We start from the raw sequence: 21,014 nt of genomic DNA, 5'->3' as shown, positions 1-21,014 counted from the left end.
GCTGCGCAGAGGCTATTCCCGAAAGATTATACCGCGCCGGATATCCAATATTGGATCGCCATGGCGAGGCGGTCGACAAGCATCGCGGTTTCATCCCGGGAGGCTTGAATGCGATACGATCTTTTCCTGCGCTTCGGCAGCGCGCTCGCCATTGCGCTGGCGGGCTTGGCCGCATCCTCGCACGCCGACGAGCCGGCCGCCGGCACACTGCCGACACCGCCGCTGACCGCAGGCGAGAGTGACATTCCCGACCCCGACATCCGCGCCTGGTGGAATCTCACCTACGACCGCAAGCCCGCACTGCCGGTGCCGGGCAAGGATTATGGCATGGACGCGGCAACCGGACGTTTCATCCATCCCAAAGCGACCCCGCTCGTCCGCAAGGCGCCGAACTTTCCCGGCCAGCTCGATCATTGGGACCAGAACAGCTACGCGAAGAATGTCGAGCAGATCGCCTTCTACAACTTCATTCCGTCGACCGGGCACACCTGGCAGTCGATCGCCGACTTCGGCGGCAAGCGTTACATGTATGTCTATTACCGGTCGGGCATGGGGGTGTTCGACATCACCGATCCGCGTAAGGCGAAGCTCGTCTATCGCCGCGGCCAGCGCGTCGGCGCCTATGGCAAGCCCGATATCGTCAATCCCTATGCGAAGGGCGACGGCTTCGGCGCCGCGAACATCTCGTGGCACAAGGGCCTCGGCAAATATGTGATGGTGCAGGCGTTCGAGGTGCCGCGCTATGGCATCATGGACGAGAAATATCTCGAACCCGAAGGCGTCGCGACCCTCAAGCACTGGAAGGGCCTCAAGGGCTTTCGCGTCTATGTGATGGACGGCCCGCTGCCCGACCAGTGGCAGCTCGTCGCCGAACGCACCACCGACTATCGCCACCCCGACGCCAAACCCGGCGAGCAGCAGGGATCGGGGGCGCTCGACATTCCGGCGTGGACGGGGGACAAATATATGTTCCTGTCGACCGCGCCCGACGACCGCTTCATGCTCACCGAATTCGCCGACTATATCTACACCCCCGGCTATCAGGTCTGGGACATGAGCGACCCGGCGGACCCGAAATTCGTCAGCCAGTTCGCGGCGCTCGGCCAGATCCTCGGCGACCCGGACCATGAAGCCGCCTATCTGATGAACCCGCGCGCGGGCAACCGCACCTCGTGGTTCGGGTCGCGGATGCCGCCCTTCATGACCAGGGCGCCCGGCGAAGGCGGCAAGATCGCCTTCGGCGCGATGGCGGGGCTCGGCCTCTATTCGCTCGACGTCAGCGATCCGGCGAACATCAGGATCGTCGGACATGTCAATCAGGTGCCGAAATTCGCCGGCACCGAATTCGATAATGTCGACCTCAGCCAATATGAGCGGACGGGCTATATCTTCACCAACGGCTATCCGATGAACGACGAATGTTACGAGCCGTACAAGGATATCCTCGTCGTCGACGCGCGCGATCCGGCAAAGCTCAGCATCGCGGCGAAATTCCCACGCCCGGTACCGCCCGCCGATGCCGGCTTCACCGATTTCTGTCAGCGCCGCGGCAGCTTCGGGCCGAAGCGCTCGGGCTATCTCACCCAGCCCGGCCGGTTCCGCGACGGGGTGGTCGCCTATGCCTTCTATAACGGCGGGGTCCAGATTTTCGACGTCAAGGACCCGACCAAGCCGTCGATCGCCGGCTATTTCGTCCCGCGCTTCCCGACCGAGGCCGAGACCGGCGGCCAGTCGCAGGGCAATCTGACCTACGGCATCTTCGCCGAATATGACCGCAATATCCTGTGGGCCTTCACCAACCACGGCTTCTATGCGCTGACGTCGCCGCTGATCGGCAAGCCGTCGTTCAAGGCGCCCGCGAAGCCCTGGCCGCCGCGCGATTAAAGCCTCTTCGGCGGTGCGGCACCGGCCCGCTCCCCCACCCGGCCTCCCCAGGTTACTATCGTTGGGGAGGCCGGGTGGGGGAGCTGGCCGGTGCCGTTTCCACTTAAGTGGAACAGATTTTAAACCCGCGGCCGACCTGGGAAGTGGCGGTCAACGATCAGCGCCCCGGCGGCGAGGAGGACGAGCGCCGCCGCGATCATCGCAAAAAACAGCCAGGTGCCGCTGGGCTGGTCGAGCAGCACCCCGGCACCGAAGGCGCTGATGATCGCGCCAATCCGGCCGAAGCTGATCGAATAACCGATCCCGGCCGAGCGGCATTCGACCGGGAAGGCATGGCTCGACAGCGTCAGCAGCAAGACCTGCAGCGACAGCACCGTCGCGCCGGTCAGCGCAAGACCGGCCAACACGATGCCCGGCGCGACCTCGGGCCAGTGCAGCAGCGTGCTCCACAACCCCAGCGCCGCGATGCCCGCCGCCACCGTCGCGATGATCGTCCGGCGCGAACCGATGCGCAGCATCACCCAGGTGAGCGCGAAGGACGCCGTGACCCCCGACAGGTTGAGGATCATCGCGCCGCGGATCGCGCTGCCCATCGCGAAGCCGGCGCCCGACAGCAGCACGGGCACCCAGCTCAGCAGCGCATAGACCGACATCAGCGCCGCAAAGAAGGCAAGCCCCATGCCGATCGTCGTTCGCCGCAGCGCGGGATCGAAAGGATGGCCGCCGGCGGCGATGGCGGGGGGCGGCGCGAAGGGTCCTTCGGCCATCCCCCCGGCAGCCGCGATCATCGCCGCGATTTGCGCATCGGCGCCGCCGCGCCGCGCCAGCAGCACCGGCGATTCGGGTAGGCCGCGCAGCATCGCGAGGCTGAGCAGCAGCGGTAGCGCACCACCGACCACGAAGGCGGCGGGCCAGCCATAGGCCGGGATCAGCCAGGACGCGATCGCGGCGCCGACGATCCCGCCGCACGGCACCCCGACCGAGATCACGGTGACGGCATAGTTGCGTGCCCGCAGCGGCATCCATTCCGCGACGAGCGCGGTCGCATTGGGCACTGCGGCGCCGAGCCCGAGCCCGGTGATGAAGCGCAGGATCGCGAAGCTCGTCACATTGGTGCACAGCGCGGTCAGCATCGCCATGGCGCCGAACCAGAGCACGGCGCCGATCAGCGCCGGCCGCCGCCCGAAGCGGTCGCCGAGCCAGCCGCCGATGCTTGTGCCGAACGCCATGCCCGCCAGCGAGGCCGCCATGACCGGCGCCAGCGCCCCCGAACCGATCCGCCAGTCCGCAAGAATGGCGGGCGCCGCGAAGGCGGCGAGCTGGATATCGAAGCCGTCGAGCAGGATGACCGCCGCGACCAGCGCGAGCAGCCGCGCATGAAAGGCGCGAAAGGCCAAGCCGTCGATGATAGGCTGCACCGGCGTCGCTATTGTCATCATTTCCCCCATCGCCCGGTCGTTTCGTTCGGCCGGCGGGCGCGATCAGACGAAAACCGCTCCGCCCGGCAGCGGCGCGGCGCGGCAGATCGAGCGCCACGCCGACGCCGCCATTTCGCTGCCCGACACGCCGGTGGCGGGCTGGCTGCGGCGGATCGACAGCCGCGCACCGTCGCGGCCCCGCGCCTCGACCTCAAGCACCAGATGGTCGAGCGCCGGATCGGCGACCAGCCGCGCCCGGCAGCGGTCGAGCCCGACCGTCGCCAGCGCGCAGGCGACCATCGCGTTGACATTGTGCGGATAGCGCGCCGCGATCTCGCGCACGCTGCCGTCGAAGAGCAGGGTCTCACCGGGCGCGCCCGGCAGGCCGAGGCTGGCGGGCGGCTTGCGGAAGGTGATCGCCACCTCCTCCCACATTGCCTGCCATTCGGCGAGGCTGTCCATCCCGACCAGCGCGCCGTGCGCGATGAGCAACGACCGGCCCGAGTCCGCCGCAGTAGCGTCGAGCCGTGCGCGCAAAGCCTCATCGGCAAGCGCGGTGAGCGAGAGCGGCATATAGTCGGCGAAACCCAGAAAGGCCTCGCCGTAGCGGCGGGTGACGCCGGGATCGGCCGCCTCGACGATCAGGTCGGGCGCAAAACGCCGCGCCTCCGCCAGATCGTCGAGGATCAGACCGGGCGGGACATCTGCGAGCCGCGCCGCCGTCCGGTTATGGACGAAGGCCAGTTCGAACGCACTGCCGTCGGCGGCGATGCGGCGGTACAGGTCGGCCCCGATAAAACCGAAACCGATCAGCCCGACACGCATCGCCGATCACGCCCCCAACGAAGTCAATATTTCCAGCGCAGCGTCGCGCCATAAGTGCGCGGCGGATTGTAGGAAACGAGCACCGAGCCGATCACGTCGCTCTTCCCCGATTCATACAGCTCGTTGGTCAGGTTCTTGGCCCACAGGCGCAATTCCCATTTGTCGTCGTCGGTCGCGATGCCGATCGACCCGTTGAGCACGCCAACCGACCGCTGGCGCGTGCGCGCGCTGTTTTCATTGTCGAAGAAGAAATCGTCGGTCCAGTTATAGTCGGCGCGGACGAAGGCGTTGATCCGGCTGCTCACCGGCACCGTGACGTCGCCGCCGATGCTGAACGAATTCTTCGGCGAGCGGCGCAGGACATTGCCCTTGAGGTTCGTCGGCACCGGCACCGAGCAGAAGCAGCTCGGGTCATATTGCAGTTCGGTGCTGATCAGGTCGCCGGTGATCTTCGCGTCCATATAGGTATAGTTGGCGAACAGCGTCACGCCGTCGACCGGGGCAACCGCGGTTTCGAGCTCGATCCCCTTCACCCGTGCCTTGCCCGCGTTCGAGATCACATTGTCGGCGGGCAGATTGGGATCGAAGATCACGAACTGCTGCGTCTGCAGATCCTTATATTCGGTCCAGAAGCCGGTGAGGTTGAAACGCAGCCGGTTGTCGAGCCACGTCGTCTTGGCCCCGACCTCGTAGTTCCAGGCATATTCGGGGTTATAGGCAAGGCGTGCCTCGCCGGGGTTGGTCGCATTCTCGCCGTTCCAGCCGCCCGACTTGTAACCCTTCGACACGAGGCCGTAGAGATACACGTCCTCCGCCGGCTGCCAGTGCAAATTGACACTCGGCGTCCACGCATCCCAGCTCTGCTTGCTCGAAGCCGAAAAGGCGCGGGTGAAATCGCCATTCTCGTCCTCGAACTCGGCACCGAGGAAGTCGCCGATCGTTTCGCGATAGACAGCGAAGCGCTTCTTGTCCTTGGTGTAGCGGATGCCCGCGGTCACCCCGAGCGTGTCGGTGATGTCGAACGTGCCTTCGACGAAGGCGGCCCAGGTGTCGCTCTTCAGCCGCGTCTCGGCGATTTCTTTGCCCTGCGCATAGAATTCGACGAAGATATAATCGGCGATCTCGGTGCGATCGACGCTTTCATGCTGGTAATAGAGACCGGCGAGCAGGTTGAACGGGCCGTCGAAGTCCGAACGGAAGCGCAGATCCTGCGAAAAGCTCTTTGCGGTCTCGTCCTTGTCGTTGATGTAATAATCGTCGTTGAACAGCGAATGGTCGATCGCGCCGAAATCGATCCGTCCGTCGGGACCATAGATCATCCTGGTGAAGTCGATGAAGCTGCCCGCATCGTTGTTGACCGACGCGAACTTGCCCTCGCGATACGCCGTCACCGAGGTCAGCGTGCCCGAGCCAGTGTCGTAATTGACGCTGAGGTGGACACCGCCGAGGTCGGCGTCCTGCTTGCCGTCGATATTGTTCGGACCGCGGCGCCGGTCGGGGTTCACGAAGGGGATATTATGCTCCGACGGGATCTGGATATCGACCCATTTGCCGCCGCCGCGCCGCCGCGTCAGGTCGCCGGTCAGCAGGATGTCGAGCCGGTCGTCGGGCTGGTAGCGAAGCTGGGCCATCACGCCATAGGCATCGAGATCCTCGACATCGTTGCCGGTGAAGGTGTTGCGGGCATAGCCGTCATGGTGCCGCGCACTCGCGGCGATGCTGCCCGACAGACCTTCGGCCAGCCCGCCCGCGGCATTCGCCTTGACCTCGAAGCTGCCGTAATTGCCCATCCCCGCCTCGGCACCGGCGCGGAATTCGTCGGTCGGCTTGCGGGTGATGAAGTTGATCGCGCCGCCGACGACATTCTTGCCATAGAGCGTGCCCTGCGGCCCGCGCACGATCTCGACGCGTTCGAGGTCGAACAGTTCGATCGCGGTCCCTTGCGCGCGCGACAGATAGACGTCGTTGAGGAAAAAGCCGATCGCCGGGTTCGACGCCGCGCTTTCGATATCGGTGCCGATCCCGCGCAGGAAGATATTGGGTTCGGAGACGTTGTCGGGGTTGAAGGTGAAGCCCGGAACGCGGCCCGCGATCTCCGAAAATTCGTCGATCCCCGCCTTGGCGAGCGCTTCGCCGCCGATCGCCGACACCGACAGCGGCGCCGACTGGAGATTTTCCTCGCGCTTGCGTGCGGTGACGACGATTTCGTCGAGGCCGCCTTGCGGTGCCGCGGCGTCCTGCGCGAACGCCGCTTCCGATATCGCCAGCGCCGACATCGTCCCCGCCAGCAACAGCACCCGCCCGGTCCGTGAAACTTTCCTCATCTTGCAGCCCCCATTTTCAGAATCGCCGCTGGATGTTGGATTCGTGCGCGGCGTTATCGGGGCAAAATTGAAACGGCGGCGCCTATATGAATAATAATAATGCCAAGGCTTTTTATACGAGAATTGTTATACACGCGGGCTGCCGCAGCCGGGCGTGCGATTTCAGTTGCTTACCAGATCCTCACCCGATTTTCGGGCGGCAGATAGAGTTTGTCGCCGGGCTTGACGTCGAACGCCTCGTACCAGGCATCGATGTTGCGCACGGTCAACACGCGCAGCCTGTCAGGCGAATGCTGCCAGGTCAGCATCGTCTGGCGCAAATATTCGTCGCGCGCCTTGATGCGGAAGAATTGCGCCCAGCCGAGAAAGAAGCGCTGGTCGCCGGTGAGGCCATTGATGACCGGCGCAGGCTTGCCGCCCAGCGAACGCTTGTACGCCTCATAGGCAAAGGTCAGGCCCGCCAGATCGCTGATATTCTCGCCCAGTGAAATGCGGCCGTTCGCATGCAGGCCGGGCAGCACCTCATAGGCGTCATATTGCGCGACGAGCGCGTCGCCGGCCGCTTCGAACGCCTTGACGTCTTCGGGCGTCCACCATTCGGCCTGCACCCCCTTCTCGTTATACTTCGCGCCGCTGTTGTCGAAATTATGCGTGATCTCGTGCGCCGCCACCGCACCGACCGCGCCATAGTTGATCGCCGCATCAGCGCCGGGATCGAAGGTCGGCGGCTGCAGGAAGGCGGCCGGGAAGGTGAGCTGCAACAGGTTGTAATTGGCGTTGGCATCGACCTTCTGCGCGCTGAGATAGCTCCATTCCCACCACCGCGTCGGTTCGCTGGCCCGCTGCATCATGTAACGGAAGTCGAACCGGTTCGCCCGCACGCGGTTGCCGAAGGCGTCGCCGGCCCCGATGTCCAGCGCGGCATAATCGCGCCACTGGTCGGGGTAGCCGACGCGCACCGTCAGATTCTTGAGCTTTTCCTGCGCGCGCCGCTTCGTCTGCGGCTGCATCCAGGCGAGCTTGTTGATGCGGTCGTGCATCACGCCTTTCAGATTGTCGACCATGCTGGTCATTTCCGCCTTGTAGCCGGGCGGAAAATGGCGCGCGACATAGGCGCCGCCGAGATCGTCGCGCAGCGCATCCGAGACGAAGGCGACCGCGCGCCGCCAGCGTGGCGCCTGCCGGGGCGTCCCCGCCAAGGTCGTGCCGTAGAAGGCAAAGACTTCGTCGTCGATCGCGGCGGGCAATACCTCCGCCAGACCGCCGAGGCTGCGCAGGATCAACTGGTCCTTCAGAACATCGAGCGGCGCCTTGTCGACGATCGCCGCAATCCCCTTGATCGCGCTCGGCTCGCGGACCTGCACATGCGTGAGATGCGGGCCGTGCCGCTTCAGGATCGTCGCCAGATCGAGGGTCGGCGTCGAGAATTCGGCGAGCCCGGCAATCGGGAACTTATGATAGGTCTTGACCATGTCGGCGGCATCGACGCGCGGCCAGTGAACCTTGGCGATTTCGGTCTCCAGCGCCATCACCGCCTGCGCGCGGGCATCGGCATCGGCTTCGCCGGCCAGCGTCAGCAACCTCGCCAGGTGCGCGACATAGGCCGTTCGCATCGCCGCATAGGCCGGCTCGTCGGACAAATAGCTGTCGCGGTCGCCCAGCCCGAGCCCGGCCTGATCGACCATCAGCCGTGTTTGACCCGGTTCGCGGTCGTCCTGCCACACCCAATAGACGACCGGCCCGCCGACGCGCATCTCGTCCGCCTCGGCGAGCAGCGCCGAATAGCCGTTGCGGTCGGAAAGGCCCTTGATCCGGTCGAGCCACGGGCGGATTGGCGCGAGGCCCAGCGCCTCGACCCGATCGGTGTCGAGATAGGCGGCATAGGCGCGGCCAAGCTTGCTCGTCGGATCCGCCTCTGCCGCTTCCAATATCGCGCGGAGCTGCTCGTTGGTCTGGTCTTCCTGCCGGTAATAGGAACCATAGGCAGGCTTGTCGTCGGGGATTTGTGTGTTGTCGATCCACGTCCCGTTGGCATAGGCGAAGAAGTCGTCGCCCGGCCTCACCGTCCGGTCCATACCCGCCTCGTCGAACCCGAAGCTGCCGATCTCGGCCTTCGCGGGCGCCGAAGCCGGCGATTGCTCCTCCTGCGCATGGACGCTGCCGGCACCGCCCGTCAGCATGGCCCCGCAAAGCAGTATCGCAACGGACAGAGAGCGCATGATCGTAACCCCTTTCGCATTCGGTGGAGGAAATCGCGGATTCAGGCGATGTATGAGGCGACCGCTGCCAGCATCTTGCGCTGGCTGTCGTTGACGCTGGTCAGCGCGTGCGCGTTGATCAGTTCGAAGAGCGTCGCCTTGCGGTGAACGCGAAACACGTCCCTGAATTCCGGAAGGACGGCCTCGAAATGATGGGAATATTCCTTCGCCAGCGCCGCGATCTCGTCATCGCCGCTTTGTGGCCCGAGCGCGTCGAACCTTTTGCCGAGTTCGGCAAAGGCGGCCGATTCCGCCATGCGTTCGTAAATCGCATAGAGCCGGGCGAGGTCTTCCTGGCTCAGCAATTGCGCGAATAGAGTGAGCTGTTCGCGCCACGCCTCGATCGCCGCTTCCGAACGTCCCTCGGTCAGCGCGTTGAACGGCTGGCTCAGCCCGGCGCCCGGCAGGTCGGCGTCGCTCTTCAGCCGCGCCACCAGCCGCCGCTGTTCCTCGAGCCGGGCGATCTGGTCGGCCAGTTGCCGGTCGAGCGTATCGAGCACATCGCCGACGCCCGCGCCGCGCCCTTCGAGGAAGGATGGGATGTCCGACAGCGCGATGCCGGCCGCCGCAAGGCCCTTGATCCGCAGCAGCCGGACGAGGTCGGCGACGCCATAGCGGCGATAGCCGTTGCGGTCGCGGGGCGGTTCGCGCAGCAGCCCGATCTGGCGATAGTGGCGCAGCGTGCGCGGCGTCACGCCGGCAAGGTCCGCCATATCCTTGCTACGCATCGGCCGTCATCCCCGTGGTGACGGCGGGCTCGTCCGCAAAGCTGGCCGCCGGGGTCCGCTCCGCTTCGCTTGCAGCACGCCCGAGATCGCGAAGTGCAGGGACAAACAGGCCCGTCGCCGCCGCCGCAGCCCATATGCCGGCCGTCGCGATGACGGCGACCGGCAACCCGCTCAGCTCGATCAGCACTGCGGCGCCCATGATCCCGAGCGGCACGGCGGCGGTGATCAGCGCATTCTGGATTGCCGCGATGCGCCCGCGCACATGTTCGGGCACCCGCTCGATCGACAGGACGCCGAACAGCCCGCTGTAGAGGGCGCTCGACAGCCCGAGCACGACGGCGCCGGCGAGGATCACCGGCACCGAGGCCAGCGTGGCGATGACGGCAAAGCCGATCGTCGCCCCCGTCAGCCCGGTCACCAGCCAGCGCCGCCGCGCGCCCCGGCCGCCCAGCGTGCCGTAGATCGCGCCGCCCGCGAGCGTGCCGAGTCCGATGGCGGACAGCACCAGCCCCAGCGACGAGGGCTGATCGATGCCGGAGAAATAGACGGGCAGGATCAGCCCCTGCAGCGCCCCGAGCGCCATGACCGACAGGGTACCGATCGCCATCATCGCTTTCAGGAACGGGCTGCGGAGCAGCACCAGCCATCCCTCGCGCAGGCCCTGCCAACCGGCACCGTCCGGCTGCTCCGTCGCCTCGACCGGCACCGCGCCGACCTCGCGGGGAATGAACAGGGTCGCGAGCGCCGCGAGCAGCGACGTCGCGGCGGTGATCCAGAGGACGGTCGTCCCGGGGAGCAGCGCCATCAACGTGCCCGCCAGCGCCGGGCCGGCGAGCAGCGCGAGCGACACCAGCACCTGCGCGAAGCCCGCCATGCGCTCCGCCGATGCGCCGCTGTGCCGGAGGACGGCCGGTAACAGCGCCGTCCGGGCCGCCAGCCCCGGCAGGTCACCCAGCGAGCCGACGATGCCGAGCAGGATGAACCACGACAGCGTCAGCCCCGAGATATGGTCGACGATCGGCAGCGCGGCGACCGAGAAGGCTGAAATGAGGTCGGTCACGACCGAGCAGTCGCGCCGGTTGAAGCGGTCGATGACGACGCCCATGAACAGCCCGGCAAAGATCGCCGGCAGCGCGGTCGCGGCAGCGACCGAGCCGGTTCCCAGCACGCTCCCCGTCTTGTCGAGCACGATCAGCGGCAGCGCCACCGCGGCGATCGAATTGCCGAGAATCGACAGGAAATAGGACGCCAGATAGGCCGGTGCGGATAGTTTCATCCTGCCCTTCTGCACTATGACGTTACGTCAGGGTCAAGGCAAATCAGCACCGCGGGCGTGTCGAGAAATTCTGGTGCTGAGGCCGCAAATTCCTGCGTCTTGCCAAGGCGTGTCATCGGAGTGATGCAGGTGCCCGAACCGAACTTAGACGAGGTACCGATGCGCCTGCTGCTTGCCCCGATCCTTCTTGCCGGAACCATGTTTTCGGCCGCGACCGCCACATATGCGCAGGAAGCCGCGCCCGCCACCGCGGCGGCTTCGCAGGGCGCTAAGCCCGAGATCGGCACCTTCGGGTTCGACGAGACCGGCATGGACAAATCGGTCAAGCCCGGCGACGATTTCTATGGCTACGCCAGCGGCGGCTGGGTGAAGAACACCCCGATGCCCGCCGACAAGGCGATGTACGGATCGTACATCATCCTGCGCGACCTCACCACCGAGCGGCTGCGCGGCATCATCCAGGAAAAGCAGGACGATCCGTCGAGCAAGCTCGGCCGCGCCTATGCGACCTTCATGGATGCGGCGAAGGTCGAGTCGCTGGGGATGGCGCCGATCCAGCCGTGGCTCGCGAAGATCAGGGGCCTGACCGACCGCAAGGGCTATTCGGCGCTGACCGCCGAGGCGATGCAGATGGGCATTTATGGCCCGATCCTGCCGTGGGTATGGACCGACGACAAGCAGCCCGAGCGGATGATCCTCCAGATCGATCAGGGGGGCACCGGCCTGCCCGACCGCGACATGTACCTGTCGGACAAGCCCGCCTTCGCCAAGATCCGCGCCGACTATGTCGCGCATCTCGGGCGGGTGCTGGCGCTGGCCGGCGAAACCAACGTCGAGGCGCGCGTCGCGGCGGTGATGGCGCTGGAGACCGAGATCGCCAAGGCCCAGTGGACCCGCGAAGACGCCAGCGACATGGGCAAGACCTATCACAAGTTCACCCTCGCCGAGACCGCGCAGTTCGCCAGCCCGGCGCTGAACCTGCAAACGGTGCTCAAGGCCGCGGCGCCCAACGTCACGGAAGTATTGGTGCGCGAACCGAGCTGGATGACGGCGATGACCCAGATCGTCGACAAGGCATCGCTCGAAGCGCTGCGCGACCAGATGATCGTGCGCAGCCTCGACAGCCTGGCGCCGGCGCTCCCCGACGCGGTGGAGGCCGAACGCTTCGCCTTCTACGACAAGGCCTTGAAAGGTACGCCCGAGCGCGAGGAGCGCTGGAAGCGCGGGACCACCTTGGTCAACGCCCAGCTGCGCGACGAGGTCGCCCAGATCTATGTGCAGCGCTATTTCCCGCCCGAATATAAGGCGGCGATGACCGATCTCGCCAAAAACCTGCTGGTCGTGATGGGCGACCGCATCGACAAGCTCGACTGGATGGAGCCGGTGACCAAGGCGAAAGCCAAGGAGAAGCTGAAGGGATTTGTCATCCGCGTCGGCTATCCCGACAAGTTCCGCGACTATGCGGGGCTGGAGGTCCGGGACGGCGACCTGTTCGGCAACGTCATCCGCGCCAACCGGTTCGAATTCGCCTGGTCGGTCGGCCGCACCGAACGGCCGACCGAGCGGTCGGACTGGTATATGTCGCCGCAGACGGTGAACGCCAACGCGACCTATAACCGGCTGGAAATCACCTTCCCCGCCGCGTTCCTGCAGGCGCCCGCCTTCGATCCGAAGGCCGATCCGGCGGTGAACTATGGCGCGATCGGCGCGATTGCCGGCCATGAGATCAGCCACCATTTCGACGATCAGGGCGCCAAATATAACGAGAAGGGTATCCTCGCCAACTGGTGGACGCCGAAAGACCTCGCGGCGTTCGATGCGGCGGGCAAGGCGCTGATCGCGCAATATGACGCCTATGAACCGCTGCCCGGCGAGCATGTGAAGGGCGAGTTCACGCTGGGCGAGAATATCGGCGACCTCGCCGGGCTGACCATCGCCTATGACGCCTATCAGCGCTCGCTGAACGGCAAGCCGGCGCCGGTGATCAACGGCTATACGGGCGACCAGCGCTTCTTCCTCGGCTGGGCGCAATTCTGGCGCGTGAAACAGCGCGAGGAGCATCTGCGCCAGCATCTGCTGACCGACGCCCACTCGCCGGCGACGCAGCGCACCTGGGTCGTCCGCAATCTCGACGCCTGGTACAAGGCGTTCGACGTCAAGCCCGGCGACAAGCTGTATCTGGCCCCCGCCGACCGCGTGCGCGTCTGGTAAGGTAACCGGGCCGGCAATGCCCGGCTTCGCCGATCGGAAAAATGGCGCGCCCGGCAGGATTCGAACCTGCGACCACCCGCTTAGAAGGCGGGTGCTCTATCCAGCTGAGCTACGGGCGCGTGCACGAGGCTGTCCGCCGCGCGAATAGCGCGGTTTGCGTGGGCTGCAAAGCAGGTTAAGCAGCAGCCCGATGACCGACTCCGACAACCCGCCGGCGCAGCCCGTCGCCGTGAGTGCCGCCAGCGTGCGGCACTTCCGCTATTACGACCTGATCATGGCGGCCTTCGTCGCCATATTGCTGTTGTCGAACATCATCGGCGCGTCGAAGCCGAGCTATATCCCCCTGCCCGACGGCACCCAATGGGCGTTCGGCGCCGGGGTGCTGTTCTTCCCGATCAGCTATATCATCGGCGACGTCCTCACCGAAGTCTATGGCTATGCCCGCGCCCGCCGGGTGATCTGGACCGGTTTTGCGGCGCTCGCCTTCATGGCGTTCATGGCGTGGGTGGTCGTCGCCTTGCCCCCCGCCGACGGCTGGCCGGGGCAGGAAAGCTACGAGTTCGTCTTCGGCAACAGCTGGCGGATCGTGATCGCGTCGATGACCGCCTTTTGCGTCGGCGAATTCGCGAACTCCTATGTCCTCGCGCAGATGAAGCTGTGGACCGGCGGGCGGATGCTGTGGGCGCGGACGATCGGATCGACGGTCGTCGGTCAGGGGCTGGACAGCCTGATTTTCTACCCGCTCGCCTTTTACGGCCTTGCCGGATGGCCCCCCGAACAACTTATGCAGGTCGTCCTGTCGCAATGGCTGATCAAGACATTGTGGGAGGCGGCGCTGACGCCGTTCACCTATATCGTCGTCGGCGCGCTCAAGCGGCGCGAAGGCGTCGATGTCTTCGACGAAGGGACCGACTTCAACCCGTTCGCCGCCAAGGTGTGATGCATGACGCTGATCGAGCTTGCCTCGCTGTTCGAGGAGCAAAAGTCGTGGCTGGTCACCGGCAGCGGGCTCAGCAAGGATGCGCTGCACATTTATTTCGGCCTGACCCTGTTCCTTCTCGTCCGCCTGCTCTGGCGTTGGCGCGGCGGCTGGGTGATCGCGTGGCTCGCAGTCGTCGCCATGGCGTGCGGCGGCGAATATCTCGATATCGCGGCGGAAGCGAGCCGGGCAGCGATCCAGCCCGATGCCGCACATTGGCACGACATCTGGAATACCGCCTTCTGGCCGACGGTGTTTATGTTGGTCGGCCGCTGGCTGCAGCCCGCCCCTAAAGCCCCGGTGCTCACGCCCGCGGGGACGGACGCAGCGCCGACGGAAAACTCAGGCGAGGACGCCGAGCGCGGCCTCGAACAGGCGTAGCCCATCGGTGCCGCCGTGCGCGCGGTCGATCGCGCGTTCGGGGTGCGGCATCATGCCGAGCACATTACCCGCGCCGCTCAGCACGCCCGCGATGGAGCGCGCCGAGCCGTTGACATTGTCGGCATAGCGGAAGGCGACGCGCCCTTCGCCCTCGATCCGGTCGAGCGTTTCCGCGTCGGCGAAATAATTGCCGTCGTGATGCGCGACCGGAATGTCGATCGCTTCGCCCGCCTTGTAGCCCGCGGTGAACAGCGACTGGCTGTTTTCGACGGTCAGCGGCACGCTGCGGCAGACAAAGTTCAGCCCCGCGTTGCGCATCAGCGCGCCGGGCAGCAACTGCGCCTCGGTCAGCACCTGGAAACCGTTGCACACGCCGAGCACCGGCACGCCGCGGCCTGCCGCATCGGCGACGCTGCGCAGGATCGGCGACCGCGCCGCCATCGCGCCCGAACGGAGATAGTCGCCATAGGAAAAGCCGCCGGGCAGCGCGATGAACTCGATGCCGTCGGGCAGTTCGGTTTCGCGGTGCCAGACCATCGCCGGGGCGCGGCCGGTGACCGTTTCGAGTGCGACGGCCATGTCGCGGTCGCAATTGGAGCCGGGAAAGACGATGACGGCGGTCTTCATGGGTCAGGCTCCTTCGCGGCCGGTCAGGCGCGTTCGATCCGGTAGTTTTCGATGACGGTGTTCGCGAGCAGCTTTGCGCACATCGCGTCGAGGTCGGTGTCGCTGACATCGTCGGCGACCTCGAGCTCGATGAAGCGGCCGGCGCGCACGTCGCTGACGCCGCCGAAGCCGAGGCCTTCCAATGCGTGATGGATCGCCTTGCCCTGCGGGTCGAGCACCCCGGGCTTGAGCGTCACATAGACCTGAACTTTCATGGAAGCGCACCTTTATCGTCGGGGGCGGGAATATGGCCGCGCCTATGCCCGCGAATCACTTTCCGGGCAAGGGGCCTTGCCCCCGAAAATGCGGCTTTTCGGATTGCGAACCAGTCGCATCTTTCTTGTTGCGAATCCGTCGCACTATCCCTAGATGGGTCTTGTTGAGAGGGATTCGCACATGGTCGTCTGTGTCTGCAACGCAATAAGGGAAAGCCAGCTGCGCGATGTTGCGCGCGATGGCCAATTGCGGTGCGCCAAGGCCGCCTATGCGCAATTGGGTCGCAAACCCAAGTGCGGACAATGCCTGCCTTTCGCTCGCAATATCATCAGCGACGTCGCCGCGACCGCCTGATTTTCCTTGGATTTCCGCCATTTTTGACCTTGGCCCAACCGGGACCGGGGCGTATAATGGCGCCCACCCCACTCCAAGATAAAATGACAGGACAGACACCATGAAGGGCGACGAAAAGGTCATCGATTTCCTCAACGAGGCGCTCAAGAACGAGCTCACCGCGATCAACCAATATTGGCTGCACTATCGCATGCTCGACAATTGGGGCGTCGCGAAGCTCGCGCATTTCGAGCGCGAGGAATCGATCGACGAGATGAAGCACGCCGACAAGCTGGCCGACCGCATCCTCTTCCTCGGCGGCCTGCCCAACTTCCAGATGCTCGGGCGCCTGCGCGTCGGCGAGACGGTCGAGGAGATTCTCAAGGCCGACCTCGCGCTCGAGGAAGAAGCGATCCCGCTGCTCAAGGATGCGATCGCGCACTCGGAAAGCGTGCGCGACTATGTCAGCCGCGACCTGTTCGCCGACATCCTCGAAAGCGAGGAACATCATGTCGACGAACTCGAAAAGCAGTTCGAAATGATCGAGCGCATGGGGCTGGAAAATTACATCCAGCTCCAGTCGAAGTCGGTCGGCGACGACTGAGCGTGATCACCCCTATTTGAATCGTCATCCCGGCGGAGGCCGGGATCCCGCCCGATCGAATTGACGCAACGGCGAGATCCCGGCCTCCGCCGGGATGACGAGGAAGAGGATGAGTCGTGCTCAACTCTTAAGGTGACCGCGCCCCGAACGCAGCAAAACTGGGCCAAAGCCACAGAAATTATCGTGCCCCGCCCAAAGCCGACCCGGCTATCGTCGAACCCGGCGGGCGAACAATAGGTCCCAGGCAACCGGCACCGAACCGGCGGCAGACACAGCGCCCCCTTGTACGACAAGAGGAGGGTGGCTTGAATCGCCGGGAATATCTTCTGACCGCGGCATCGGTATTCGCGATGGGATCGGCGACGGATGCGCGCGCCGTGCTGGCAGGGGCGAGCGACGGGTCCGAGGGGCCGCCGGAGCCGCTGTTCGACCCGCAGATCAACTATGCGGTCCGAATCCCGATGCGCGACGGCGTGCATCTAAGCGCAACGCTGTATCTTCCCCGCGGCGTCAAGACGCCGCGCCCGACGATCTTCTCGCTCACGCCCTATACCGCCGACGGCTATCACCCGGAGGGGATTTCCTTCTCGAGCAACGGCTATCCCTATCTGTCGGTCGACATGCGCGGCCGCGGCGAATCCGGGGGCGAATTCTCACCCTTCGTGACCGATCCCGACGACGGACGCGACATTGTCGACTGGATCGCGCAGCAGCCCTTCTGCAACGGCAAGGTCGGCATGTGCGGCCTGTCCTATGTCGGTTACACGCAATGGGGGACGGTGCGCGGCGATCCGGCCGGGCTCGCGACGATCGTGCCGTCGGCGCCCGCCTATATCGGGTTCGATTTCCCCATCCGTTACAATATCTTCTTCAACTTCGCGGCGACCTGGCTGACCCGCGTGTGGGGGAATACCGGCCGCGTCACCGCCTATAATGACGGCGAATATTGGTCGAAGGCGTTTCTGCGCTTCCTCGAATCGGGCCAACCGTTCCGCAAGCTCACCGAATATTTCGGGCTCGATTCAAAGCCCTTCGACGAATGGATGGAGCATCCGCACCAGGATGAATATTGGGATCGGGCCAACCCCACCCCTGAACAATTCGCCAAACTGACGATCCCGGTCCTTTCGCTGTGCGGCGCCTATGACGGCGACCAGCCCGGCACGCTCGAATTCCACCGGCAGCATCTGAAATATGCCGGGAACAAGGCGGACCATTATCTGGTGATCGGCCCGTGGGGGCATCTGGAGGTCCGCAAGCCCAAGGCCGAATTTTTCGGGATCAAGGTCGGCCCCGACAGCGTCATCGACATGCCGAAACTGCACCGCGAGTGGTTCGCTTTCGCGATGGAAGGCGGCAAGCGGCCCGACTTCCTGAAAAAGAAGGTCGCCTATTATGTCATGGTGGCCGACGAATGGCGCTACGCCGACACGCTGGAAGGCGTCACATCGCGTTACGAGACGTTGCATCTGCAATCGTCGGGCAATCCCGTCAGCGTCTATCGATCGGGAATGCTCGGCGCCGCGCCGGCCCGCCGTGCGGAACCCGATCACTATGTCTACGATCCGCGCGACCTTAGCGTGCCGAAGCTGGAGGCGACGCTGACCCAGTCGCACCTGCTCGACCAGACCATGGTCCTCGCCGATTCGGCCGCCAAGCTCATTTATCACAGCGAGCCGTTCGAACAGGATACCGAGGTCAGCGGCTTCTTCAAATTCTCCGCCTGGATCGCCATCGACCAGCCCGATACCGATTTCCTCGTTTCGATCTATGACATCGGCCCCGACGGATCGAGCATGTTCCTGACCGAACAGCATATGCGCGCGCGCCATCGGGAGAGCCTGCGCGGCGAAAAGCTGATCGATACCCGGGAACCGCTACGCTATGATTTCGACCGTTTCTTCTTCGTCTCGCGGCTGATCGGCAAGGACCATCGCCTGCGTCTTGTTTTCCGCCCGAACGAAGGCCTCGGCTGGCAGAAGAATTATAACAGCGGCAAGCCGGTCGCCGACGAAACGATGGCCGACGCCCGCACCGTGACCGTGCGGCTGTTCCACGACGCCGCCCATCCGAGCACGCTGAGCATCCCCATCGGGCAGTCCAAAGCGTAGAAGGTGATCGGTCAGATCGGAACACCACCACCCCTTTCTTGTCATCCCGGCGAAGGCCGGGATCTCACCGGCGCATTCTGACGCGAGGTCGAGATCCCGGCCTTCCGCCAAGGCGGAAGTTTATCCTGAGCGCCTGCAAGGCAGCCGAAGGGCCGGGATGACGATTCGATAAGGAATGGCCGCGCTCTAGCCACGGACGCTCGTCGGCTTGTCATCACTTCATCGCTGAAGCCGTTGATCAAGGCGTTGGCAAGATCAGCGAACGCGTGGAAAACCACGGTTTTACAGGCGATTTTCCAACACCGCATTTTTCGCTTGTATTTGCGAATAATTCTCAATAGCACAGTCGGGCAGTCCCCTCCTGCCGGCCGCTGCAACTTCTAGCTGCACCAAAGCGGCCGGCATCTTTTTCCCGAACAACGCGGAATGGACATGAGGAACTGCATGGGCCGGGAGACAGAGACCTCATGCAAAGCAGCACGCTGATCCGCCAATTGACGCAGCAGCCGCTGGTGCGCGACCTCTCCATCGAAGCGGCGCAAGCCGTCCTGGCGCTACGCTATTGCATCCTCTGCCGCCGCAGCGAACGCGACCCGATGCCCGAACTCGAACGGCGCTGGGGCAATATCCTTGCGGCGCGGCGCTATCGCCTCGTCGTCGAGGCGATCGGCCATGTCTGGCCCGAACCCTTTGCCGTCGCGCCGCCCTGCTGCCCGCGGGTCAGCTTCGACGAGGCGCTGCTCGCCGCGATGGTCGGCGCATCGTCGCGTGGCGACCGCGTCCATTTCGACTGGCTGACCGCCGAAATGCTGGGCAGCGACGCACGCGAAATGCTGTTCGTCGCGCTCGAGAATTTCATCCGCGCGCGCGCGCCGGGGCGTGTCGGCGGGCTTTAAAGCCGGGCGTCAATTCGCCGACCCTCAGTTTGCCGGCTTGGTCTCGTCGATCTTGTCGACCCATTCGGGGTAGAAACTCGGCTCGCGTGCCGACCAGCCCGGCGCGGTGGCCGCAGCCTCGCTGATCGACTGCAACAACAGTTTCCGCTTGTCGGGGTGCAGGTGCGGCAGCGATGCCGCGGCGCAGAAGGCGCCCGGCAGCCACGGCCGCGCATGCGCGCCGAGCAACCGCTCGTAGAGGAAACGATAGGGCGCGAAGGCATGCAGCCGGTCCTGCCCGAGGTCGAAGGCCGACACCGCGATCAGCGGCGCCATGAAATGTTCGAGCGCGTCGAGCCCGCTGTCGTCGGGAATATGGGCGCGGACATCGACAAGGCGCTGGTAGACGCGCGCCTGGACCCGGATCGCGGTTTCCTCGACCATATCGCGCGACCAGCGCGCGATCGCGTCGTCGCGTTCGAGCCCGATGTCGAGCGAGCGGCGGATATACCGCTGCGTCGCCGCGGGAAAGCCCGCAAATTCCTTGATTTCCGATATCGACAGATCGCCCGCTGCCGGTCCCGAACGCGTCGCCATGGTCATGCTCCCGCACGGCGCCCGGGGAGCCATCCCCCCGGAGGCCTGCATCTGCCAGTCTGCCACCAAAATGGTTAGTGGCGGGTTAACCATGGCGTCGGGGATTGTTCAGCCGGTCGAGGGGCGTTGCGCGTCCTCGCGACCGGGCCTAATCAACATGTCCCGAAAAACAGAACACGCAGGACTGCCATGTCGCACGCACCGCAGCCGGTCATTTCCGCAACCGGCCTCTTCACCCCCGCCGAACGCATCTCCAACGAAGAACTTGTCGCGAGTTTTAACCAGTATGTTGCGCTGCACAATAGGGAAAATGCCGACGCTATCGCCGCGGGCGAAATGGCCGAACTGACTGAATCGAGTGTTGAATTCATCGAGAAGGCGAGCGGCATCGGCTCTCGCTTCGTCGTCGACAAGGCGGGCATCCTCGACCCGCAGCACATGGCGCCGCGCATCGCCGAACGCCCGAACGACGAGCTGTCGCTCCTCGCCGAAATCGGGGTTGCCGCCGCCCGAGACGCGCTCGCCCGCGCCGGGCGCGACGCAGGCGACGTCGACGCGGTGCTGTGCGCCGCGTCGAACATGCAGCGGCCGTATCCCGCAATGGCGGTCGAGATTCAGGACGCGCTTGGCATCGACGGTTTCGGTTTCGACATGAATGTCGCCTGCTCGTCGGCGACCTTCGGCATCCAGACCGCCGCCGACTATATCCGCGCCGGCCATGCGAAGAGCGTCCTCGTCGTGAACCCCGAAATCTGTTCGGGGCACCTCAACTGGCGCGACCGCGACAGCCATTTCATCTTCGGCGACGTCGCGACCGCGATCCTCGTCGAGGACAAGGACATTGCACCCGAAGGCCATTGGGACATCCTCGGCACGAAGCTCAAGACCGTCTTTTCGAACAACATCCGCAACAATTTCGGCTTTTTGAACCGCGGCCATGGCGGCATCGACCAGTCGGGACCGAAGAGCGACAAGCTTTTCGTCCAGGAAGGCCGCAAGGTGTTCAAGGAAGTCGTGCCGATGGTCGCCGACATGATCGTCGCCGAAATGGGCAAGCTCGGCCTCGAGGGGGCCGACATGCGGCGGCTATGGCTGCATCAGGCGAACACCAACATGAACCGCCTGATCGCGCATCGCGTGCTGGGGCACGAGGCGAGCGAGGACGAAAGCCCGACCGTTCTCGACACCTATGGCAACACGTCGAGCGCGGGATCGATCATTGCCTTCCACCTCAACCATGCGGATATGGCGGCGGGCGACACCGGGCTGATCTGTTCGTTCGGCGCGGGCTATTCGGCGGGAACGGTGTTCGTCCGCAAGACGTGACC

General features: G+C 64.9%; 18 protein-coding genes and 1 tRNA gene. 9 read left to right on the top strand and 10 right to left on the bottom strand.

From position 1 onward, the window contains the following. Nucleotides 1-108: 108 nt before the first annotated feature. Nucleotides 109-1,884 carry an LVIVD repeat-containing protein gene (locus LH19_RS00635; RefSeq protein WP_054724009.1) on the top strand — a complete coding sequence of 592 codons (1,776 nt, stop codon included), beginning with the start codon at nucleotides 109-111 and terminating at the stop codon, nucleotides 1,882-1,884. 119 nt (nucleotides 1,885-2,003) lie between these two features. Here the strand turns inward: LH19_RS00635 and LH19_RS00630 are convergent, their stop codons facing one another. The 6 genes from LH19_RS00630 to LH19_RS00605 form a co-directional block, all read right to left on the bottom strand. Continuing rightward, nucleotides 2,004-3,323: an MFS transporter gene (locus tag LH19_RS00630; RefSeq protein WP_158514377.1), complete on the bottom strand. Its 1,320-nt coding sequence runs from the start codon at nucleotides 3,321-3,323 to the stop codon at nucleotides 2,004-2,006. 42 nt (nucleotides 3,324-3,365) lie between these two features. Continuing rightward, nucleotides 3,366-4,127: an aspartate dehydrogenase domain-containing protein gene (locus LH19_RS00625; protein ID WP_054724005.1), complete on the bottom strand. Its 762-nt coding sequence runs from the start codon at nucleotides 4,125-4,127 to the stop codon at nucleotides 3,366-3,368. 23 nt (nucleotides 4,128-4,150) lie between these two features. Then, a complete protein-coding gene (locus LH19_RS00620; RefSeq protein WP_082395358.1) occupies nucleotides 4,151-6,451 on the bottom strand; it encodes a TonB-dependent receptor in 2,301 nt (766 codons plus the stop codon). Between the two features lie 170 nt (nucleotides 6,452-6,621). Then, nucleotides 6,622-8,670 carry a M13 family metallopeptidase gene (locus LH19_RS00615; protein ID WP_145923313.1) on the bottom strand — a complete coding sequence of 683 codons (2,049 nt, stop codon included), beginning with the start codon at nucleotides 8,668-8,670 and terminating at the stop codon, nucleotides 6,622-6,624. 41 nt (nucleotides 8,671-8,711) lie between these two features. Next, the gene (locus tag LH19_RS00610; RefSeq protein ID WP_082395357.1) at nucleotides 8,712-9,437 is read right to left on the bottom strand and encodes a helix-turn-helix domain-containing protein; all 726 of its coding nucleotides are present in this window, start codon (nucleotides 9,435-9,437) and stop codon (nucleotides 8,712-8,714) included. Beyond that, nucleotides 9,430-10,713 (bottom strand): MFS transporter, encoded by a 1,284-nt coding sequence (locus LH19_RS00605; protein WP_082395356.1) that lies wholly within the window; start codon nucleotides 10,711-10,713, stop codon nucleotides 9,430-9,432. The genes LH19_RS00610 and LH19_RS00605 overlap by 8 nt, the downstream gene beginning before the upstream one ends. A gap of 129 nt (nucleotides 10,714-10,842) precedes the next feature. Here LH19_RS00605 and LH19_RS00600 point away from each other — a divergent pair, with 129 nt between their 5' ends. Further along, nucleotides 10,843-12,924, top strand: coding sequence for a M13 family metallopeptidase (locus tag LH19_RS00600; RefSeq protein ID WP_234716038.1), 2,082 nt, complete (start codon nucleotides 10,843-10,845; stop codon nucleotides 12,922-12,924). Between the two features lie 42 nt (nucleotides 12,925-12,966). Here the strand turns inward: LH19_RS00600 and LH19_RS00595 are convergent. After that, a tRNA-Arg gene (locus LH19_RS00595) sits at nucleotides 12,967-13,043 on the bottom strand. 71 nt (nucleotides 13,044-13,114) lie between these two features. On the opposite strand from LH19_RS00595, the gene LH19_RS00590 reads away from it, so the two are divergent. Together LH19_RS00590 and LH19_RS00585 are read left to right on the top strand one after the other, a co-directional pair. Continuing rightward, entirely contained in the window at nucleotides 13,115-13,864 is a 750-nt protein-coding gene (locus LH19_RS00590) for a queuosine precursor transporter (protein WP_054723997.1), read from the top strand. Nucleotides 13,865-13,867: 3 nt separating this feature from the next. Next, entirely contained in the window at nucleotides 13,868-14,284 is a 417-nt protein-coding gene (locus LH19_RS00585) for a hypothetical protein (RefSeq protein WP_054723994.1), read from the top strand. Here LH19_RS00585 and purQ read toward each other — a convergent pair. Both purQ and purS read right to left on the bottom strand, forming a co-directional pair. Further along, nucleotides 14,246-14,911 (bottom strand): phosphoribosylformylglycinamidine synthase subunit PurQ, encoded by a 666-nt coding sequence (gene purQ / locus LH19_RS00580; RefSeq protein WP_054723992.1) that lies wholly within the window; start codon nucleotides 14,909-14,911, stop codon nucleotides 14,246-14,248. The genes LH19_RS00585 and purQ overlap by 39 nt on opposite strands. A 23-nt stretch (nucleotides 14,912-14,934) precedes the next feature. After that, nucleotides 14,935-15,165, bottom strand: a complete 231-nt coding sequence (gene purS / locus LH19_RS00575; RefSeq protein WP_054723990.1) for a phosphoribosylformylglycinamidine synthase subunit PurS — start codon at nucleotides 15,163-15,165, stop codon at nucleotides 14,935-14,937. Nucleotides 15,166-15,346: 181 nt separating this feature from the next. On the opposite strand from purS, the gene LH19_RS00570 reads away from it, so the two are divergent. From LH19_RS00570 to LH19_RS00555, 4 genes are all read left to right on the top strand, one after another. Continuing rightward, complete coding sequence (locus LH19_RS00570; protein WP_037513974.1) at nucleotides 15,347-15,520, top strand: (2Fe-2S)-binding protein; 174 nt, start codon at nucleotides 15,347-15,349, stop codon at nucleotides 15,518-15,520. Between the two features lie 100 nt (nucleotides 15,521-15,620). After that, a complete protein-coding gene (gene bfr / locus LH19_RS00565) occupies nucleotides 15,621-16,103 on the top strand; it encodes a bacterioferritin (protein WP_054586439.1) in 483 nt (160 codons plus the stop codon). Between the two features lie 305 nt (nucleotides 16,104-16,408). Further along, nucleotides 16,409-18,214 carry a CocE/NonD family hydrolase gene (locus LH19_RS00560; protein WP_054723988.1) on the top strand — a complete coding sequence of 602 codons (1,806 nt, stop codon included), beginning with the start codon at nucleotides 16,409-16,411 and terminating at the stop codon, nucleotides 18,212-18,214. A gap of 467 nt (nucleotides 18,215-18,681) precedes the next feature. Continuing rightward, the gene (locus LH19_RS00555) at nucleotides 18,682-19,110 is read left to right on the top strand and encodes a hypothetical protein (RefSeq protein ID WP_054723986.1); all 429 of its coding nucleotides are present in this window, start codon (nucleotides 18,682-18,684) and stop codon (nucleotides 19,108-19,110) included. A 24-nt stretch (nucleotides 19,111-19,134) separates the two neighbouring features. On the opposite strand, the gene LH19_RS00550 is transcribed toward LH19_RS00555, so the two are convergent. Further along, nucleotides 19,135-19,686: a hypothetical protein gene (locus tag LH19_RS00550; protein ID WP_054723984.1), complete on the bottom strand. Its 552-nt coding sequence runs from the start codon at nucleotides 19,684-19,686 to the stop codon at nucleotides 19,135-19,137. 189 nt (nucleotides 19,687-19,875) lie between these two features. Between LH19_RS00550 and LH19_RS00545 the strand changes: the two genes are divergently transcribed. After that, a complete protein-coding gene (locus LH19_RS00545) occupies nucleotides 19,876-21,012 on the top strand; it encodes a beta-ketoacyl-ACP synthase III (protein ID WP_054723982.1) in 1,137 nt (378 codons plus the stop codon). The last annotated feature ends 2 nt before the right edge of the window (nucleotides 21,013-21,014 follow it).

Origin of the sequence: Sphingopyxis macrogoltabida (genome assembly GCF_001314325.1) — a bacterium.
In the GTDB taxonomy this organism is placed as follows: Bacteria; Pseudomonadota; Alphaproteobacteria; order Sphingomonadales; family Sphingomonadaceae; genus Sphingopyxis; species Sphingopyxis macrogoltabida.
Note: the sequence above shows the minus strand (reverse complement) of the source record. Positions and strands in the feature narration are given on the sequence as shown.

Bases quoted from the DNA above. Each gene is read 5' to 3' on its own strand.
- LH19_RS00630 (WP_158514377.1), bottom strand. From the start codon at position 3,323: ATGATGACAATAGCGACGCCGGTGCAGCCTATCATCGACGGCTTGGCC.
- LH19_RS00615 (WP_145923313.1), bottom strand. From the start codon at position 8,670: ATGCGCTCTCTGTCCGTTGCGATACTGCTTTGCGGGGCCATGCTGACG.
- LH19_RS00635 (WP_054724009.1), top strand. From the start codon at position 109: ATGCGATACGATCTTTTCCTGCGCTTCGGCAGCGCGCTCGCCATTGCG.
- LH19_RS00605 (WP_082395356.1), bottom strand. From the start codon at position 10,713: ATGAAACTATCCGCACCGGCCTATCTGGCGTCCTATTTCCTGTCGATT.
- LH19_RS00590 (WP_054723997.1), top strand. From the start codon at position 13,115: ATGACCGACTCCGACAACCCGCCGGCGCAGCCCGTCGCCGTGAGTGCC.
- LH19_RS00620 (WP_082395358.1), bottom strand. From the start codon at position 6,451: ATGAGGAAAGTTTCACGGACCGGGCGGGTGCTGTTGCTGGCGGGGACG.
- LH19_RS00545 (WP_054723982.1), top strand. From the start codon at position 19,876: ATGTCGCACGCACCGCAGCCGGTCATTTCCGCAACCGGCCTCTTCACC.
- purQ (WP_054723992.1), bottom strand. From the start codon at position 14,911: ATGAAGACCGCCGTCATCGTCTTTCCCGGCTCCAATTGCGACCGCGAC.
- bfr (WP_054586439.1), top strand. From the start codon at position 15,621: ATGAAGGGCGACGAAAAGGTCATCGATTTCCTCAACGAGGCGCTCAAG.
- LH19_RS00570 (WP_037513974.1), top strand. From the start codon at position 15,347: ATGGTCGTCTGTGTCTGCAACGCAATAAGGGAAAGCCAGCTGCGCGAT.
- LH19_RS00610 (WP_082395357.1), bottom strand. From the start codon at position 9,437: ATGCGTAGCAAGGATATGGCGGACCTTGCCGGCGTGACGCCGCGCACG.
- LH19_RS00625 (WP_054724005.1), bottom strand. From the start codon at position 4,127: ATGCGTGTCGGGCTGATCGGTTTCGGTTTTATCGGGGCCGACCTGTAC.
- purS (WP_054723990.1), bottom strand. From the start codon at position 15,165: ATGAAAGTTCAGGTCTATGTGACGCTCAAGCCCGGGGTGCTCGACCCG.
- LH19_RS00550 (WP_054723984.1), bottom strand. From the start codon at position 19,686: ATGGCGACGCGTTCGGGACCGGCAGCGGGCGATCTGTCGATATCGGAA.
- LH19_RS00585 (WP_054723994.1), top strand. From the start codon at position 13,868: ATGACGCTGATCGAGCTTGCCTCGCTGTTCGAGGAGCAAAAGTCGTGG.
- LH19_RS00555 (WP_054723986.1), top strand. From the start codon at position 18,682: ATGCAAAGCAGCACGCTGATCCGCCAATTGACGCAGCAGCCGCTGGTG.